A 16,821-nucleotide genomic window follows, 5' to 3' on the forward strand; every position below is an offset into this window, starting at 1 on the left:
TAGCCCGTGCCAGGCAGCGCGGTGCACTTGGCACGGGCCAGCGCTTCATCAACGCTCCAGCATCGCCACCATCTCTGTATACCCGCGTGCGCGCGCATGCTCCAGCGCCGTCACGCCATCCTTGTCGGCAATCGCAGGGTCCGCGCCTGCCGCCAGCAGCCGACGCACGATGTCCACATGGCGCGGGCCGCCGTCGCCAAGGATCACTGCCTCCAGCAAGGCGGTCCAGTGCAACCGGTTGAGGTGGTTCACGTCCACGCCCGCGTCGATCAATATCTGCACCGTTTCCACATGACCACGCTCGGCCGCCGGGATCAGCGCGGTGCCGCCGTAGCGGTTGGTGCTGGCGAGGTCGGCGCCGTGGGCCAGGGTCAGGCGCAGGATCTCGTTCAGGCCGCGGGCACCGGCATACAGGTAGGGGCTGTCGTGGATGTTGTCCTTGGCGTTGACATCGGCGCCGGCTTCGATCAGCACTTTGGCCGCGTCGATATGGTTGCCTTGGGTCGCCGCCAGCAGGGGCGTGCGCCCTTGGCCATCGCGGCTGTCGAGCGCCAGTGGTTCCTTGAGCAAGCGACGGATGGCAGGTGCATCGTTGCGCTGGGCGGCATAAAGCAGGCGGGTATCCATGGAGGTGGTCTCGGCGTGGGCGGCAAGGCAGGTGAAGGCCAGCAGGCAGGCGGCGAGGGTGTGGCGCATGCGTGGGGCTCCTGAGGCAAAACCTCATCCTAGGGAAAAAGTTGCCGGCGACTGAAACGAATTATCTGGATGACCGGTAGTGGATTTCCGAATGCATCAACGTTGCCCGGCGTGAAGGGCCATGCTAGAAGTCAGGCTCGTCATTTGAAAACCGAATACCCTCATGTCCATCAGCGTAAAACCGAATAGGGCTCTGTTCGACCTCGACCTGTTGCGCGCCATCGTCGTGGTCGCCGATTGCGGCAGCTTCACCACGGCTGCAGCGCGCCTGCATTCGACCCAGTCGACCATCAGCCAGAAGGTGCGACGCCTCGAGGAGATGGTCGGCCATCGCCTGCTGGTGCGTGGCAATCGCGACGTGCTGCCCACCGACGCCGGGCAGACGCTGCTTGGCTATGCCAGGCACATGCTGGCGCTGAACGACCAGATGCTCGAGGCCCTGGCCGGGGCCATGGTTGGCGTCACCGTGCGCCTTGGCGTGCCCGAAGACTTCGTCGGCGGGCGAACCACCAATGCGCTGTCGGCGTTCAGCCGCCTGCACCCGCAGGTCAAGCTGGAAGTCACCAGCGGTCTGTGCCGCGACCTGAGCCAGGCCTACGACAATGGCGAACTCGACCTGGTGCTGCTCAAGCAGCGACGCAACAGCCGCGAGGGCGTGTCCTGCTGGCCCGAGCGTCTGCAATGGATCGACAGCGTACGCATGCCGGCCTTCGAGCTTGACCCGGTACCCTTGGTCACCTTTCCGCCGCGCGGGCTGTACCGCGAAGACATGATCCATGCCATCGAAGGCATGGGCCGCCGTTGGCGAATCAGCTTCACCAGCTCCAGCCTGTCCGGGATCCAGGCCGCGGTGGCCGACGGCATGGGCGTGAGCCTGCTGCCGCCGCGCGCGGCCACCGCCGAGCACCGGGTGCTGGGGGCGGCGCAAGGTTTGCCGGAGGTGGACAGCTACGAGATCGTCATCGTCCACCGGCCAACGGCCGACGTGATGGTCAAGGCCCTGGCGCAGGTGCTGACCGAGCTGCTGGCCGGGGATGGCATCTGAAGGCTCCGATCAGCGTCAGACGGTTGACCACCTGCGCACCACTGCGTAGCCTTGCCGCTTCGAGGTTCTCCGGCGCTGCCGGAGCTAAGACGGGAACGCGGTACAAGCCGCGGCTGCCCCCGCAACTGTAAGCACTGAACAGGTTCGACACAGCCACTGCGCCCACGCGCGGGAAGGCGTCGCCCTGACGGCTGGACGTCGTGCAGTGCAAGCCAGGAGACCTGCCTCGCAACGTTTTCGACTTTCAACCGGGCGGGGTGATCCGGTGGCGAGCGAGTCCGGCCGGTCGGCCGCGGCTTTCGTCCCGCATGCCCGCACCATTGCTGCCAAGGGCATCGCCACATGAAAACACTGGCCAAACTTCCCGTCACCATCGTCACCGGCTTCCTCGGCTCGGGCAAGACCACCTTGCTTCGCCACATGCTCGACAACGCCCAGGGGCGACGCATCGCGGTCATCGTCAACGAGTTTGGCGAGTTGGGTATCGACGGCGAAATCCTCAAGCAGTGCAGCATCGGCTGCACCGAGGAAGAGGCCAACGGCCGCGTCTATGAGCTGGCCAACGGCTGCCTGTGCTGCACCGTGCAGGAAGAGTTCTTCCCGGTGATGCGTGAGCTGGTCGCCCGTCGCGGTGACCTGGACCACATTCTCATCGAGACCAGTGGCCTGGCCTTGCCCAAACCGCTGGTGCAAGCCTTCCAGTGGCCGGAAATCCGCAATGCCTGCACCGTCGATGCGGTGATCACCGTGGTCGACAGCCCGGCCGTGGCCGCCGGCACCTTCGCCGCCTACCCGGACCAGGTCGACGCCCAGCGCAAGCTGGACCCCAACCTGGACCACGAATCCCCGCTGCACGAGCTGTTCGCCGACCAGCTGGCCAGTGCCGATCTGGTGGTGCTGAACAAGGCTGACCTGATCGACGCCGAGGGCCTGGCCAAGGTCCGCGCCGAAGTCGCCGAAGAACTGCCGCCGGCCGTCAAGGTGATCGAGGCCAGCAGCGGTCGCCTGCCGCTGGATGTGTTGCTGGGCGTAGGGGCCGAGTCCGAAGTGCATATCGATGGCCGTCGCACCCACCACGATTCGCACCACGACGGCGACGATCATGACGATCATGATCATGACGCCTTCGACTCCATCTCCATCGACCTGCCTGAAGCGGACGAAAGCCTGCTGCTCGATGCCCTGACGCAACTGGTCACCGAGTTCGGCATCCTGCGTGCCAAAGGTTTTGCCGCGATCCCCGGCAAGCCGATGCGCCTGTTGATCCAAGGTGTGGGCACGCGCTTCGACAAGCACTTCGACCGCGCCTGGCGCAGCGACGAGCCGCGCATCACCCGTCTGGTGCTGATCGGTCAGGACCTCGACGCGGCACAGTTGGAAGCGCGCCTGCGCCAGGCCCTGGGCGCCTGATCCATGCACCTGCTGCGGACCCAGCCCGGCGGCTTCGTGCCGGACGACAGCATTGCCGACCTTGGCCAGACGCCCGCCGAGCTGGTGATTCTCTGCAGCGGCGACTCTCACCTGGCACTGCTCGCCGAAACCGCCGAGCAGTTGCCGGACGATTTCCCCAGCCTGCGCCTGGCCAACCCCATGCAGGTGCAGAACCACGCCTCCGTCGACTTGTACATCGACGAGGTGTTGCGTCACGCCAAGGTGATCCTGGTGTCGCTGCACGGCGGTGTCGGCTACTGGCGCTATGGCGTAGAACAGTTGGTCGAACTCGCGGCGCGTGGCGTGCAGTTGATCCTGGTGCCCGGCGATGACCGCCCCGACCCTGAGCTGACGCAGTTGGGCACGGTGCCGACCGAGCAGGCCGAGCGGCTCTGGCACTACCTGCGCCAGGGCGGCAAGGCCAATGCGGTCAACCTGTTCAATTGCCTGGCCAGCCAGTGGCTGGGGCGCGACTATGCCTGGGACGAACCCCAGCCGCTGCCGCGCACCACGGTCTACCACCCCGGCAAGCCCAGTGCGGGGCTTGAAGACTGGTTCCCCGAGTGGCACCCGGAGCATCCGGTGGCGCCGATCCTGTTCTACCGGTCGCACCTGCAGGCCGCCAACACCGCGTTCATCGATGTGTTCTGCCAGCGCTTGCAGGCGGCAGGGCTGAACCCATTGCCGATCGCAGTCGCCAGCCTCAAGGAGTCGGCCTGTCTGGAACAGGTCGAGGCGTGGCTCGACGAGGTCGACGCCGAGGTGGTGATCAACACCACAGGCTTTGCCTTGTCCAGCCCGGAGCGGCCCAACCTGCGCCCGCTGCGCCGCGACGTGCCGGTGTTGCAGGCGATCTGCGCCCAGGACAACCAGCCCGGCTGGGAAGCCAGCGAGCAGGGCTTGGGCGCGCGCGACCTGGCGATGCACATCGCCTTGCCGGAGCTGGACGGGCGCATCATCACCCGGCCGGTCAGCTTCAAGGACCTGGCCTGGCGCAGCGAGCGCAGCCAGTCCGATGTGGTCTGCTACAAGGCCCATCCCGAACGCATGGATTTCGTCGCCGAACTGGCGCGGCGCTGGGTCGAGCTGGCGCGACTGCCCAATGCCCAGAAGCGTGTGGCGCTGGTGCTGGCCAACTATCCGACCCGCGACGGGCGTATCGGCAATGGCGTAGGGCTCGACACGCCGGGCGCCGCGCTCAACATCCTGCATGCCCTGCAGGCCGAGGGCTACCCGGTTGCGGGCCTGCCGCAGACGGGCACGGCGCTGATCCACGAACTGCTCGGCGGCGTGACCAACGACCTGGACCACCTCGACCAGCGTCCCTGTGCCCAGAGCCTGTCCCTGGACGACTACCTCGCGGCCTTCGCCTGCCTGCCCGAGGCCAACCAGCAGGCAGTGCGCCAACGCTGGGGCTCGCCCGAGCAAGACCCGATGTTCCGCAACGGCCGGATGATGATCGCCGGTCTGCGCTACGGCCTGACCTTCGTCGGCATCCAGCCGGCCCGGGGCTACCAGGTAGACCCGAGCGCGGTGTATCACGACCCGGACCTGGTGCCGCCGCACGGCTACCTGGCGTTCCATTTCTGGTTGCGCAACGGCTTTGCCGCCGATGCGCTGATCCATGTCGGCAAGCACGGCAACCTGGAGTGGCTGCCCGGCAAGGGCGTCGGACTGTCCGCCGAGTGCTGGCCGGATGCGCTGCTCGGCCCACTGCCGAACATCTACCCGTTCATCGTCAACGATCCCGGTGAAGGTGCCCAGGCCAAGCGCCGCACCCAGGCGGTGATCATCGATCACCTGATGCCGCCGCTGACCCGCGCCGAAACCTACGGGCCGCTGCGGCATCTGGAGCAGCTGGCCGACGAATACTACGAGGCGCAACTGCTCGACCCGCGCCGCGCCCGCGAGCTGCAGCGCGACATTCTCGAGCTGGTCAAGGCCAACCATATCGACCGTGACCTGCAGCTCGAAGGGCAACTGGACGATGCGGCTGTCTGGCTGCCGCGCCTGGACACTTATTTATGCGACTTGAAAGAGTCGCAGATTCGCGATGGCTTGCATGTCTTCGGCCAGTCGCCGCAAGGGCGCCTGCGCAGCGATACGCTGCTGGCGCTGCTGCGGGTCGATCGTGGTGACGGCCGCGGCGGCAATGCCAGCCTGCTGCGCGCGCTGGCACGTGCTCTGGAACTGGCCTTCGACCCGCTGGACTGCGATCTTGGCCAGGCTTGGCAAGGGCCGCGTCCCGAGCTGCTGCAGGCGCTGGATGCTGCGTTGTGGCGCACCCAGGGCGATACCCGTGAACGTCTGGAGATACTCGCCCTGGCCCTGATCGAAGGGCGCCTGGCAGTACCCGATACTGCGCAATGGCAGGCGGTGCATACCGTGCTGCAGGCGCTCGCCGACGAAGTCGCGCCGAACCTGGATGCCTGTGGCGCCGCCGAGATCGACGGCCTGCTCGCGGCCCTGGCCGGGCGTTTTGTGCCGGCAGGCCCCAGCGGCGCACCGAGTCGCGGGCGTCTGGACGTGCTGCCCACCGGACGCAACTTCTACACCGTGGATGTGCGCAACCTGCCCACCACCACGGCCTGGCGCCTGGGCTTTGCCTCCGCCAGCCTGATCCTCGAGCGCCACCTGCAGGAACATGGTGATCACTTGCGCCAGCTCGGGCTGTCGGTCTGGGGCACGGCGACCATGCGCACCGGCGGTGACGACATCGCCCAGGCCATGGCACTGATGGGGGTGAGGCCGGTATGGGCCACCGGCAGCCAGCGGGTCGATGACTTCGAAATCCTGCCCCTGAGCCTGCTCGATCGTCCGCGGGTCGATGTAACCTTGCGCGTGTCGGGGTTCTTCCGCGACGCCTTCGGCAACCTGATCCGCCTGTTCGACGCGGCGGTACAGGCCGTGGCGGCGCTGGATGAGCCGGACGACCTCAATCCGTTGGCTGCCCGCGTGCGTGCCGAGCGCGCGGCGCTGCTGGCGCAGGGTGTCGATGCCGAGCAGGCCTCGCGTCAGGCGGGTTGGCGGGTGTTCGGCGCCAAGCCGGGTGCCTATGGCGCGGGTGTGCAGAACGCCATCGACGGACGCCTCTGGCAGGGGCGCGCCGACTTGGCCGAGGTCTACCTCAACCATGGCGGCTATGCCTATGGTGCTGCCGATGAAGGCACGCCGGCACGGGCCCAGTTCGCCCAGCGCCTGGGGCAGGTCCAGGCGGTGTTGCAGAACCAGGACAACCACGAGCACGACCTGCTCGACTCCAACGACTACTACCAGTTCCAGGGCGGCATGCTCGCAGCTGCCGAAACCCTGGCCGGCGCCACGGTCGCCAGCTACCACGGCGACCACAGCCAGGTCGATCGCCCGCGTATCCGCACCCTCAAGGAGGAGCTGAACCGGGTGATCCGCGCGCGTGCGCTGAACCCGAAATGGATCGACGGGGTCAAGCGTCACGGCTATAAAGGTGCCTTCGAACTGGCGGCGACGGTCGACAACCTGTTCGCCTTCGATGCCACTACTCACCTGATTGACGATCACCATTACCAGTCGCTGGCCGATGCCTACGTGCTCGATCCGGCGACCCGAGCATTCATGCGCGAGCATAACCCGCACGCCTTGCACGATCTGACCGAACGGTTGCTGGAAGCCCAGCAGCGTGGTCTGTGGCAGGCGCCGGGCGATTACCGCGAGGCCCTCGAGCAGCAGTTGCTCGACGGCGAGGAAGAAGCCTGAAATGACCGAACCCCTGCAGTTCCCCCTGGCCGCCGTGGTCGGTGCCGAAGACCTCAAGCTGGCCCTGTGCCTGACCGCCATCGACCCGAAGATCGGCGGTGTGCTGATCGAAGGTCCGCGTGGCATGGCCAAGAGCACCTTGGCCCGGGGCCTGGCCGACCTGCTCGGCGCAGGCCCTTTCGTGACCCTGCCGCTGGGCGCGACCGAAGAGCGGCTGGTCGGTACTCTGGATCTTGATGCTGCGCTGGGGCAGGGCAAGGCACGCTTCTCGGCGGGCGTGCTGGCCCAGGCGGATGGTGGGGTGCTCTATGTGGATGAGGTCAACCTGCTGCCCGACCCACTGGTGGACCTGCTGCTGGATGTGGCGGCCAGCGGCACCAACCGTGTCGAGCGCGACGGCATCTCGCACCGTCACGCCGCGCGTTTCGTGCTGATCGGCACCATGAATCCGGAAGAGGGCGAGCTGCGTCCGCAGTTGCTCGACCGTTTCGGCTTGAACATCGCCCTTGAAGGCGCGCCTGAGCCGAACGACCGTCAGCAGATCATCCGCCGCCGCCTGGCATTCGACAGCGACCCCGAGGCCTTCTGCGCGCAGTGGGCAGCGGCCCAGGCGCAGTTGCGCGACCGCTGCCAGCACGCGCGTGAGCGCCTGCCGGCCATTGCCCTGGACGACCAGGCGCTGGCCTGGATCACCGAGCGTTGTTTCGCTGCGGGTGTCGATGGCCTGCGTGCCGACCTGGTCTGGTTGCGGGCGGCACGCGCCCATGCCGCGTGGCGCGGTTCTGCGACCATCGGCGAGGAAGATGTAGAGGCTGTGGCCGAATTTGCCTTGCGCCATCGCCGCCGTAGCGCAGAGCCGCCCGCTGGCTCGAACACGCCACCTCAGGGCGGCCAGCAGTCGCAAGACCCGAGTGGACAAGGTGACTGGGGGGCAATGGAGGCACAACCGGTGAGCGCAGGTGCCCGGCGTGAGGTGCCGAACTGGGCAAAAAAGCCCTGAGCATCCGCGCACGAAGTGGTTCAGCGGCGGATGCCAGGCCCCGTGCCGGAAAACTGACAGGTGCCAGCCGTGGACGCGCCCGTGCAGCCGCTGACGGTCGGGTCGCCTGGGTGTCGACACTGCTCAAGGGGCGGCCGCGTCGCGTCGAGGACCTGCGCTGGCAGCAACGCCGTGGGCAAGCGCCGGAACTGTGGTTGGTGATCGTCGATGCGTCGGCGTCAACCCGTCGCCACCAATCCCTTGCGCAAGCCAAGGGGCTGCTCGAGACCTTCTTCGACCAGGCCTACCGCCAGCGTGCGCGCCTGGCGTTGCTGACCGCCAGCGGCAGCACGCCTCAGTGGCAGCGTCATGGCCTGAAGGCCTCGGCTGCGCTTCAGCCCTGGCTGCGTGCGCTCGGGGCGGGGGGCGGCACGCCGTTGCTCGCGGCCCTGGAAGAGGCGCGCCAGTGGTTGCTGCGCCGTGGCAAAGCGCACCCCGGGGAGGTCCAGCGCTGCCTGGTGCTGACCGACGGTCGCCTGCAACGCTGGAAGCCTGTGCAGCCCATGCCCTGTGCCTGCGTGCTGGTCGATATCGAAACGGCGCCGGTGCGCCTGGGGCGGGCACGGCAACTCGCTGCGCAACTGCAGGCGGATTACCAGCATGTCGAGCAGTTCAGCGTTGTTGAATAAAGTGGGCGCGCGACAATAAGTCGCACAAACTGAAAGTTGCCGAAGCGGCAGGGGGAAAGTTGCACAAGTGCGCGACAAGACGCGCACCTGTGCGTCGGCAAGTTATGCCTTGGGCATGGACCAGGGTTGCAGGTCGTAGCCTTTTTCGAACAGCTCGGCGCGGACTTCCTCGATCAGGCTGGCCCATTGCGCAGGGTCCGAATAGATGCGCGAGGATACCTGCTTGCTGCCGATGCGGGTGCTGGTCCGGTCGATCACTGCCAGGCTCAGTTCACCAGTACCGTTGGGTGCATCCCAGGCAACGCACTGGAAGGGTTCGAAGGCGTGGTCGGCGATCAGCAGTGCTTCGTTGACACGGAGCGGGGCATTCATGGTTCGGTCTCTCTTGTAGTCCCAAACAGCAAATGTGTGTCCGCGCGGGTAAAGAAATGAACGATTGCAGCGCGGGGTTATTGGTACTGATGCTCCGGGTCGTGGGTGAAGTCACATGGCAGTCGAAAATTTTTTTATAACGGTAAAAGTTATCCGTTGTATGTGCCGCCTGTGACGCCGGTTATTGGCAAAAATTCCAGGTTCGCTTTGTGTGACGGCATTTGGCAGACAAACGGTAGTGGGCACCGTCAGGTTCGTTGCTACTGTTAATTCGGGCGCCGCAACTTACTGTTTCTAATTAAAAAACTGAAAATTGGCGCCAAGGATAGGTCATGCTTGAACCTGCATCCCAACGCCGTCTGCTGATTGTCGACCCCTGCGACGATTGCCACCGTCTACTGCCGGGCCTGCGGGGCGCCGGTTGGGATGTGCGCAGTTGCACCCTGGGTGCTGCGCTCGAACATCCTTGTGACGTCGGCCTGTTGCGATTGCAGGCCTCGCACCTGCGTCACCAGGATGCCGTCAAGGATCTGATCAAGCGTAGCAATACCGAATGGATCGCCGTGCTCAGCGCCGAAGAGTTGCGCATGCAGAACGTCGGCGATTTCGTCTGTGAGTGGTTCTTCGACTTCCATACCCTGCCATTCGATGTTTCCCGGGTGCAGGTCACCCTCGGGCGGGCGTTCGGCATGGCGCGCCTGCGGGGCAAGGGGGCAGTGCGGGTCGATGAGCCCGAGCACGAACTGCTCGGCGAGAGCCGACCCATCCGCGAGTTGCGCAAGCTGCTCGGCAAGCTGGCGCCGACCGAGTCGCCCGTACTGATCCGTGGCGAGAGCGGCACCGGCAAGGAGTTGGTGGCGCGTACGCTGCATCGTCAGTCGCAGCGGCATGACAAGCCATTCATTGCCATCAATTGCGGGGCTATCCCCGAGCATCTGATCCAGTCCGAGCTGTTTGGCCACGAGAAAGGTGCCTTTACCGGCGCGCATCAACGCAAGGTCGGGCGTATCGAGGCGGCGCACGGCGGTACGCTGTTCCTCGACGAGATTGGCGACCTGCCTCTGGAGTTGCAGGCCAATCTGCTGCGTTTTCTGCAGGAAAAGCACATCGAGCGCGTCGGCGGTAGCCAGCCGATTCCGGTGGATGCGCGGGTGCTGGCGGCGACCCACGTGGACCTGGAGCAGGCGATCGAGCGTGGCAGGTTTCGTGAAGACCTGTACTACCGGCTCAATGTTCTGCAAGTGGTGACTGCGCCTCTGCGCGACCGCCACGGTGACCTGTCGATGCTGGCCAGCCATTTCTCGCATTTCTACAGCCTGGAAACCGGGCGACGGCCGCGTTCGTTCAGCGACAATGCCCTGGCGGCCATGGGGCGCCACGAGTGGCCCGGCAACGTACGCGAACTGGCCAACCGTGTACGTCGCGGACTGGTGCTGGCCGAGGGGCGGCAGATCGAGGCGCAGGACCTGGGGTTGCAGGTGCTGGAGGAAGCCGACGCTCCGCTAGGGACGCTGGAAGACTACAAGCACCGGGCTGAGCGCCAGGCACTGTGCGATGTGCTCAACCGCCACAGTGACAACATGAGCATCGCGGCGAAGGTGCTGGGGGTTTCCCGACCGACCTTCTACCGCTTGCTGCACAAGCATCAGATCCGCTGAATCCTGCCCGCGAAAAGGACACCGCGATGCCTGGCACGGATCACGCCGCTTTTGATTCAACTCGACTGCGCGATGTGGCCGTCGTCCTGTATTTCCTCGATCACGTCCTCTTCTCCCGGCAGGGCGGTGATCACGCTGAAATCGCTGACTTCCACTTCACCCCCGCCATAGCCGAGCAGGTGGAAGGAGAACGCCTTGCGCTCGATGGGGTTGTCGAAGCCGAACTCCAGCTCCATCGGCTGGTCGGCCGTGACCAGGATCTCCTCGGGCAACCCCAGCGGTACGTCCTGTTCCTGCTGCTTGGCCTTGAGCTGGATGTGCGCCCGGTGGGCAGGGTCGAGCGAGCGCACCTTGACCCGCACCCGGGTGTGCGAACCTTGGGGCATTTCCAGGTACTGCGCGCCGATCAGATTGTCGGCCCAGTCATCACGAATGCGCTTGTGCAGAGGAATGGCCGACGGCCCGCCAAATTGGTAGCGCAGGTTCAACGGGGTTTGCAGCAACGATTGGTCCAGCACGCCGGCCAGCGCTGTGATCTGGCGCCCCAGCGAGGCTTCGCCGCGGCCGAGGAACTGCGCCTGGTCGGCGAGGAATCCCTCGCTTGCGTAGCGTCGGCAGCGTTGCTGGAAGTCGCATTCGCTGAAGGTGCCGCGGCCATCGTGGTAACGCAGCATGCCGTTGGTGAAAGAGATCATTTCCCGGCCGCTGTCGTAGTCGCGGTACAGCGAGCGACCGGCCAGGGCGGCGGGAATCGGCAGCGCGAAGTAGTCGAGCAGCGAAGTGGCAAGGTCGACATGGCCGTAGGTGCCGTGCTTGATCTTCGGCAACTGCGCCTGCTCGGGGGCGAGGGTGAGGTTGAAGCCCCAGGACGAGGCCAGGCGCACCCCGTCGATGCCGTGGGACTCGTCCGAAGTGATGACCACCAGGGTGTCCTTGAGCACGCCCTGGCGCTCCAGGGTGTCGAGGAACGCGCCCAGGGCGTCGTCCAGGTAGGCGACCGCCGCCTGTTTGGCGCTGTCGTAGCGTTGCAGGTAATCGTCTGGTGCGGAGTAGGGCTGGTGGGTGCCGACCGTGAGCAGGGTCAGCATCCATGGCTGGCGCTGTTTGCGCAGCTCACCGACATAGCCCAGCGCGCCCTCGAAGAAGGCCTTGTCGTCCTTGCCCCAGGGGAACTCGAGGTAGTTGTCGTTGCGGAACCACTCAAGGCCGTGCACCGAGTCGAAGCCGATGTGCGGCATGATTCGGTCCTTGGCCATGAAGCGCAGGCCGGCGCCCTGCAGGTAGTGGGTGCTGAAGCCGGCCTGGCGCAGTTGTGCGGGCAGGCAGGCCTGGTTGCGCAAGTCCTGGGTCAGCAGCTCGACACCCTTGGGCGTGCCGTTGGCGAGCTTGTCGTAATCGCCGCAGAGCATGGCGTACAGGCCACGAATGGTCTGGTGGGTGTGCAGGACATAGTCGGGGGTGTTCATGCCGCGGTCGGCCCAGCGGCTGAGGTTTGGCATCAGGTCGTCATCGAAACGGCTGTGCAGGGCTTGCCGGTTGGCGCGCAGATAGGCGCCGGGAATCCCTTCGAGGGTGATGACCAGCAGGTTGCGTGCACTGCCGGGGGCTTCGAACAGCCTGCGGCCGTCGAGGTCGGCCTGGGTCAGGCCGGCGCTGGGCAGCGGTGTGACCGTCAGGTCGTGGCCCAGCCAGGCCTGTGCCTTGAGTTGCAGGTCGCTGGTGCCTGCCGAGAGCAGTTGATGGGACAGGTTGTACTGACGCCACTGGTCGGCATCGGACGGTATCAGGTGCTCGCTACCCCAGTGCGCGGCAAGCAGTACTGCAGGGGCGGCCCAGGCCGCGCGTGGCAACGCCGGAGCGGGTTGGCCGCGCTGCAGCCAGCGGGTCAGCAGCCAGGCTGAAAGGGCGGCACCGAGGGTCCAGGGCAGCCAGGGATGAGCAAGGGCTCCGCCGGTGGAGTTTTCCATGAACTGTGGGTCGAACAGATAGCCCAGATCGCTGCTGTTCGGCAGGCGCCCGACGGCACTGACCAGCTCGGCCGAAGCCACCAGCAGCCCACCCCATGCCAGCAGCACCGGCAGTGCCAGCCACCAGGGGCTGCGCTGCAACAGCAGTACCAGCAGGATGCCGATCGCCAGGTCCGACAGGTACCCCAGCGGATCGGACCAACCCAGCAGTGCGCGGGCGGCCAGGGGGATCACCACGACCAGCACTGCCAGGGTGGCGAGCCGAGCGCGGGGATGGCCAAGCATGTTCTTCACGAAACGTCCTTCCTTGCCATGAAACAGTCACAAAAATGTGTTGCATCATAACAGCCCCCTCACGGGAAGGCCGGACGCGACAAGGTTGGTTACCAATTGAAGTGCAGGGGCGCGAGGCGCCCCCGGGCTGGATGGATCAGAAGTAGTAGGGGAATTTCAGGCTGAAGGTGAAGTCCGGTGCATCGTCGGTCAAGCCGATCGACAGGTTCGGCACTATGGTCAGGTTGTCGGTGGCCGCGAGGGTCATGCCGACGTTGAAGTAGGCGGCGTTGGCATCGCTGCTCTTGACGTCGGCCCAGCTGTCGCCGGTTTCCGCGGACTTGATCCGCGAGCGCCGGGCGATCAGGTCCGAGACCGAGAACGACATCGACATCTTCTCGTTGAGGGCGAAGGCCACGCCTGCACCGATCTGGAAGCTGTCGCCGATCTTCACCTTGCCCGGTACTTTCTGGTTGATCGTCGAGCTGACGTCGCTGAACGAATCCTCGAAGGTGTGGGTGTACGACAGGCTGCCGAACAGCACTGCCGGGTCGAAGGTCTTGACCAGCGAGATGCCTGGGGTGATCGACCAGACACCGTTGCCGGTGGGCAGGTCTTCTGGGTAGCTGAGGCTGTCGTTCTCGGTGTCGCGCAGCAGCTTGATACCGAACGGATCCTTGCCGGTCGGTGCCTTGACCCGCACGCTGAACACCGCATCCGGGGTGTTCTCCGACTCGTCGAGGAACTTGTAGGCGACGCCGAAGTTGACGTCGCCAAGGGTTGGGTCGCGGGTGATGGTGCGTTCGGAAATGCCCTGGGCGTTACCGCCGACACCCCCGGACTGGTAGGTCGACTCGCGGTAGACGATCGGCACGTTTACGTCGAACTGCCAGCGGTTGTCGAGGTTGTAGCGCGCGGTGAGGTCGAGCGTCCAGTTGTCGGCCTTGATCCGGTCCAGGTTGATGTTGCCCAGGAAGATCGAGTCCAGCGCCAGGAAGCCGTTGAGGATCAGTTGGCGGGTGTCGTAGCGGGCATAGGTAATGCCGGTCTCGACGCTGAACTTGCCGCCACCGAAGAAGCCACTGGCTTCGTCGTAGAGGTTGGACACACTCTGCGCCGGCTCCGAATCATCCTTGAGCGACTCGCCATAGGATGAACCGCTGCCGCCGGATGCGGCGATCGCCTGGTTGTTGCGCGGCTCGGAGGCCGGCGAGCGGGTCAGGCGCTTGGGGGGTGGGGCGGCGGGTTGCTCTTCGACCTGGCGAACGCGCTGTTCGAGCACCATCAGCGCCTGTTGCTGCGCTTCGTAGCGCTGCTTGAGCGCAGCCAGTTCGGCTTTCAGCGCGTCTACCTGAGGGTCACTGGCTGCATAAAGCAGTGACGATGGTACCAAGGTCCCCAGGCAGACAACTGCCCCCAATGACAACGATCGATGCATAAGTTAGCCGTCCCTTCCAACTGCGATGATTGAGACGAAGCGTAGATCAATATCCTGAAACACGAAGGCCCTTGAGTTGATCAAGATTGCAGTTCAGCGCACCTGCCGAAGGCAGGTTGTCGCGCAGCACCACATTGAGCTGTGTCAGGTTGCTGACGGCGTTGCTGCCGCCCAGCAAGGTGGTGGCCTGGAGCAGCCCACCATCGGCCAGGCGTTGCAGGCTTTGCCCTTGATTGTTGTTGGCCTGGATGGCCATCTGGATCCCGCTGCCACTGTTCGAGACGCTGAGCGTACCGGCGTTGTTGCTGGTGCTCAGGGTGGTGCCTGCGGCCAGGACCTGGCCTTGCGGTACGCCGGCATCAGCGACCTGGCTGGCCTCGCGGACATTGATGGCGACATCGTTATAGGCGCTGTTGTTGTCGCCGGCCGCGCGCACCGACTGGGTCACGCCCTGGGTGGTGTTGACCAGGCCTGCGCCGCCGTTGACCAGGCCATTGCCGCGGCCAGGGGCGTTGCCCGAGCCGTTCTCGCCGGTCATCGACACGTAGAACTGCGGTTTGATCACGTTCTGCTGGACCTGCAGGGTCGTCGTGGCGCCGATGCGATCACCGGCGGCGTTCTGCCAGGTGCTGCTCATGACGACACCGAAACTGATGATCCGTCCCGGCATCACGTACTTCCCACGCAGTTGGGCAAGCTCCTGGTCCTTGACCTCGATGGGCTTGAACACCTGGGCGTGGGCGGGGAGGCTGGCAGCCAGGCATGCTGCGACCAGCCAGGTGGTAGTCTTCATCGCTGCTCCCCGGGACTTCGTGCCCCTTGTAATCGTCAGAAGAAATCGCTCTGGATGAAACCGAACTCCATCAGTTGCGCGTCTTCTACCGGATAGAAACCGTTGACGCGGTTCTTCGCGGTCAGAGGTGCCGGCGGGTCGAGCAGGGCGTTGGCCTTGTCGTAGCCGGGGCCGATGACGGCGAAGATGATGCCGTTCCAGCCTTTGAGGAAATCATCGAATTTGTAGCGTTTGTGGCCCAGGACAGGGTCGCCGATATAGGCCCAGCCCTTGTCGATGCGCTGCAGCACCACGAAGTGCTTGTAGCCACGGATGTCCATCAGCACGATCACCGGAATGCTCACCTTTTCCAGGGTGTCGGGTTCGACCCGATAGCCCCGGGCGCGCATGCCGATGCTTTCGACGTAGCGCTTCATGTCGAGCATGGAGAAACCCTGCACCTTGACGGTGTCCTGGTCGGAATGGGCGAGCATGCCTTCGATGACCTGGTGTTCGTCCACGTCGAGCCAGTAGGCCTGCTTGAGGACGGTGGCCAGGGCGGCGGCGCCGCAGCTGAAATCGGTCTTCTGTTGCACAAGGTCGGCGAAGCGCCGCTCACGCAGGCTCTGCACCGGCTTGTAGACGAGGGTGCCGCCTGGCAAGGCGGCAATCGGCATCTGTGCCGCTTCTACGAGACCGGCCAGGAACATGAGTGTGGCAAGCAGGACAATGCGCATGACCTTCTCCACCGGGTAGAGACAGGGAAAGGGGCCCCGAAGGGCCCCGATCGGCTGCTGTTACATGCAGGCTTTGCAACCTGCGGCGATGGACAGCGAGTTGGTCTGCTGGTTGCCGCTGCCGGCCGAGACGTTGGCGCCAACGTTGCCCGACACGCCATTGAGCGAGTTGCTCAGGTTGGCGTTGTTGGTCACAGGGTTGCGCCAGCCGGTGGGGGTCAGGACCTGATAGGAGGCAACGCCGGCCAGGCCGAAGGTGCCTTCTTCGTGGAACTTCAGCGGGTCCTTGTCGACATGGGTGTTGCCATGGCGATCGCGGCTGCTTTCGTCTTCGACGTAGCCGTAACCATTGCCTTGGTAGTGGCCGTAGGCAGCGAAGGTGGAGGTGAGGGTTTCCTTGCTGTAGGTACGGTCGGCCTTGTTGGTGACGTTCAGGCCGCCGACGTTCTGGTTGGCTGCACCGGTGGCGGCAGCGACACGGCCGCCGGACACGGCGATGGCCATGTTGTTTTTCTGTTGGTTGAAGTCCCCGGCGGTCACGTTGATACCGATGTTGCCGGAGCTGCCATTGGCCGAACCGGTGAGGTTGGCGTTGTTGGAGGTGGAGTAGTTCTTGACGGTGTTGCCGGCGTTGGTCTGGGTGGCCTGGGCCATGGCCACGGCACTGCCGAAGATGAAGTTCTCATCGGCGGTGGCGATCGCGGCAACGTTGTCCTGCTGGTTGCCGCTGCCTGCGGCAACGTTGGCACCCAGGTTGCCTTGGGAGCCGTTGGCCGAGTTGTCCATGCGGGCATCGTTACGGGTGCCCTGGTTCAGCACGCGGTTGCCGGAGTTGCTCTGGGTGTCCAGAACGGTGGCGGCAGAACCGGCGTTCACCAGCAGGGACAGCAGCAGGCTTTCGTTGTTGTTATGGCCGTTGTTGTGGCCGCCGTGGTTGTCGTTGCCACGGCCGCCGGCTTGTGCAGCAACTGCCATGACCGCAGCGAGGGCGAATACCAGAGGCTTGAGTGCCATTTTTGGTTTCATGGTGTT

13 protein-coding genes and 1 riboswitch are annotated in these 16,821 nt (G+C 65.1%); of the genes, 6 read left to right on the forward strand and 7 right to left on the reverse strand.

Features of this window, described 5'->3' with window-relative positions; translation table 11 throughout:
- Window positions 1-48: 48 nt before the first annotated feature.
- On the reverse strand, window positions 49-696 hold the full coding sequence (locus ACTYOL_RS10735) for an ankyrin repeat domain-containing protein (protein ID WP_200603491.1): 648 nt from the start codon (window positions 694-696) through the stop codon (window positions 49-51).
- A gap of 163 nt (window positions 697-859) precedes the next feature.
- Between ACTYOL_RS10735 and ACTYOL_RS10740 the strand changes: the two genes are divergently transcribed.
- The 5 genes from ACTYOL_RS10740 to ACTYOL_RS10760 all read left to right on the forward strand — a co-directional run bounded on the left by ACTYOL_RS10740 (window position 860) and on the right by ACTYOL_RS10760 (window position 8,572).
- A complete protein-coding gene (locus ACTYOL_RS10740) occupies window positions 860-1,741 on the forward strand; it encodes a LysR substrate-binding domain-containing protein (RefSeq protein ID WP_054893919.1) in 882 nt (293 codons plus the stop codon).
- A gap of 45 nt (window positions 1,742-1,786) precedes the next feature.
- A riboswitch (cobalamin riboswitch) is annotated at window positions 1,787-1,984 on the forward strand.
- 99 nt (window positions 1,985-2,083) lie between these two features.
- Complete coding sequence (gene cobW / locus ACTYOL_RS10745; RefSeq protein ID WP_054893920.1) at window positions 2,084-3,151, forward strand: cobalamin biosynthesis protein CobW; 1,068 nt, start codon at window positions 2,084-2,086, stop codon at window positions 3,149-3,151.
- A 3-nt stretch (window positions 3,152-3,154) separates the two neighbouring features.
- On the forward strand, window positions 3,155-6,904 hold the full coding sequence (cobN, locus tag ACTYOL_RS10750) for a cobaltochelatase subunit CobN (RefSeq protein WP_444757904.1): 3,750 nt from the start codon (window positions 3,155-3,157) through the stop codon (window positions 6,902-6,904).
- Window position 6,905: 1 nt separating this feature from the next.
- Window positions 6,906-7,904: an ATP-binding protein gene (locus ACTYOL_RS10755; RefSeq protein WP_444757905.1), complete on the forward strand. Its 999-nt coding sequence runs from the start codon at window positions 6,906-6,908 to the stop codon at window positions 7,902-7,904.
- Between the two features lie 53 nt (window positions 7,905-7,957).
- On the forward strand, window positions 7,958-8,572 hold the full coding sequence (locus ACTYOL_RS10760; RefSeq protein WP_444758142.1) for a vWA domain-containing protein: 615 nt from the start codon (window positions 7,958-7,960) through the stop codon (window positions 8,570-8,572).
- Window positions 8,573-8,674: 102 nt separating this feature from the next.
- Here the strand turns inward: ACTYOL_RS10760 and ACTYOL_RS10765 are convergent, their stop codons facing one another.
- On the reverse strand, window positions 8,675-8,944 hold the full coding sequence (locus tag ACTYOL_RS10765) for a hypothetical protein (protein WP_054893924.1): 270 nt from the start codon (window positions 8,942-8,944) through the stop codon (window positions 8,675-8,677).
- A 332-nt stretch (window positions 8,945-9,276) separates the two neighbouring features.
- Between ACTYOL_RS10765 and ACTYOL_RS10770 the strand changes: the two genes are divergently transcribed.
- A complete protein-coding gene (locus ACTYOL_RS10770) occupies window positions 9,277-10,602 on the forward strand; it encodes a sigma-54 dependent transcriptional regulator (RefSeq protein ID WP_125930165.1) in 1,326 nt (441 codons plus the stop codon).
- Between the two features lie 56 nt (window positions 10,603-10,658).
- On the opposite strand, the gene ACTYOL_RS10775 is transcribed toward ACTYOL_RS10770, so the two are convergent.
- The 5 genes from ACTYOL_RS10775 to ACTYOL_RS10795 all read right to left on the reverse strand — a co-directional run bounded on the left by ACTYOL_RS10775 (window position 10,659) and on the right by ACTYOL_RS10795 (window position 16,815).
- Entirely contained in the window at window positions 10,659-12,854 is a 2,196-nt protein-coding gene (locus ACTYOL_RS10775) for an LTA synthase family protein (protein WP_444758143.1), read from the reverse strand.
- A gap of 145 nt (window positions 12,855-12,999) precedes the next feature.
- A complete protein-coding gene (locus ACTYOL_RS10780) occupies window positions 13,000-14,280 on the reverse strand; it encodes a transporter (protein WP_054893927.1) in 1,281 nt (426 codons plus the stop codon).
- Between the two features lie 46 nt (window positions 14,281-14,326).
- On the reverse strand, window positions 14,327-15,073 hold the full coding sequence (locus ACTYOL_RS10785; protein ID WP_054893928.1) for a hypothetical protein: 747 nt from the start codon (window positions 15,071-15,073) through the stop codon (window positions 14,327-14,329).
- A gap of 35 nt (window positions 15,074-15,108) precedes the next feature.
- Window positions 15,109-15,789 (reverse strand): C39 family peptidase, encoded by a 681-nt coding sequence (locus ACTYOL_RS10790; RefSeq protein ID WP_054893929.1) that lies wholly within the window; start codon window positions 15,787-15,789, stop codon window positions 15,109-15,111.
- Between the two features lie 60 nt (window positions 15,790-15,849).
- Window positions 15,850-16,815, reverse strand: a complete 966-nt coding sequence (locus ACTYOL_RS10795; RefSeq protein WP_065863468.1) for a heme utilization protein — start codon at window positions 16,813-16,815, stop codon at window positions 15,850-15,852.
- Between the last annotated feature and the right edge of the window lie 6 nt (window positions 16,816-16,821).

This window comes from Pseudomonas sp. A014 (genome assembly GCF_052378495.1).
GTDB classification, from domain to species: domain Bacteria; phylum Pseudomonadota; class Gammaproteobacteria; order Pseudomonadales; family Pseudomonadaceae; genus Aquipseudomonas; species Aquipseudomonas machongensis.

Excerpts from the sequence above, each read along its gene's own strand:
- ACTYOL_RS10735 (WP_200603491.1), bottom strand. The coding sequence starts at position 696 with ATGCGCCACACCCTCGCCGCCTGCCTGCTGGCCTTCACCTGCCTTGCC.
- ACTYOL_RS10740 (WP_054893919.1), top strand. The coding sequence starts at position 860 with ATGTCCATCAGCGTAAAACCGAATAGGGCTCTGTTCGACCTCGACCTG.
- cobW (WP_054893920.1), top strand. The coding sequence starts at position 2,084 with ATGAAAACACTGGCCAAACTTCCCGTCACCATCGTCACCGGCTTCCTC.
- cobN (WP_444757904.1), top strand. The coding sequence starts at position 3,155 with ATGCACCTGCTGCGGACCCAGCCCGGCGGCTTCGTGCCGGACGACAGC.
- ACTYOL_RS10755 (WP_444757905.1), top strand. The coding sequence starts at position 6,906 with ATGACCGAACCCCTGCAGTTCCCCCTGGCCGCCGTGGTCGGTGCCGAA.
- ACTYOL_RS10765 (WP_054893924.1), bottom strand. The coding sequence starts at position 8,944 with ATGAATGCCCCGCTCCGTGTCAACGAAGCACTGCTGATCGCCGACCAC.
- ACTYOL_RS10770 (WP_125930165.1), top strand. The coding sequence starts at position 9,277 with ATGCTTGAACCTGCATCCCAACGCCGTCTGCTGATTGTCGACCCCTGC.
- ACTYOL_RS10775 (WP_444758143.1), bottom strand. The coding sequence starts at position 12,854 with ATGCTTGGCCATCCCCGCGCTCGGCTCGCCACCCTGGCAGTGCTGGTC.
- ACTYOL_RS10780 (WP_054893927.1), bottom strand. The coding sequence starts at position 14,280 with ATGCATCGATCGTTGTCATTGGGGGCAGTTGTCTGCCTGGGGACCTTG.
- ACTYOL_RS10785 (WP_054893928.1), bottom strand. The coding sequence starts at position 15,073 with ATGAAGACTACCACCTGGCTGGTCGCAGCATGCCTGGCTGCCAGCCTC.
- ACTYOL_RS10790 (WP_054893929.1), bottom strand. The coding sequence starts at position 15,789 with ATGCGCATTGTCCTGCTTGCCACACTCATGTTCCTGGCCGGTCTCGTA.
- ACTYOL_RS10795 (WP_065863468.1), bottom strand. The coding sequence starts at position 16,815 with ATGAAACCAAAAATGGCACTCAAGCCTCTGGTATTCGCCCTCGCTGCG.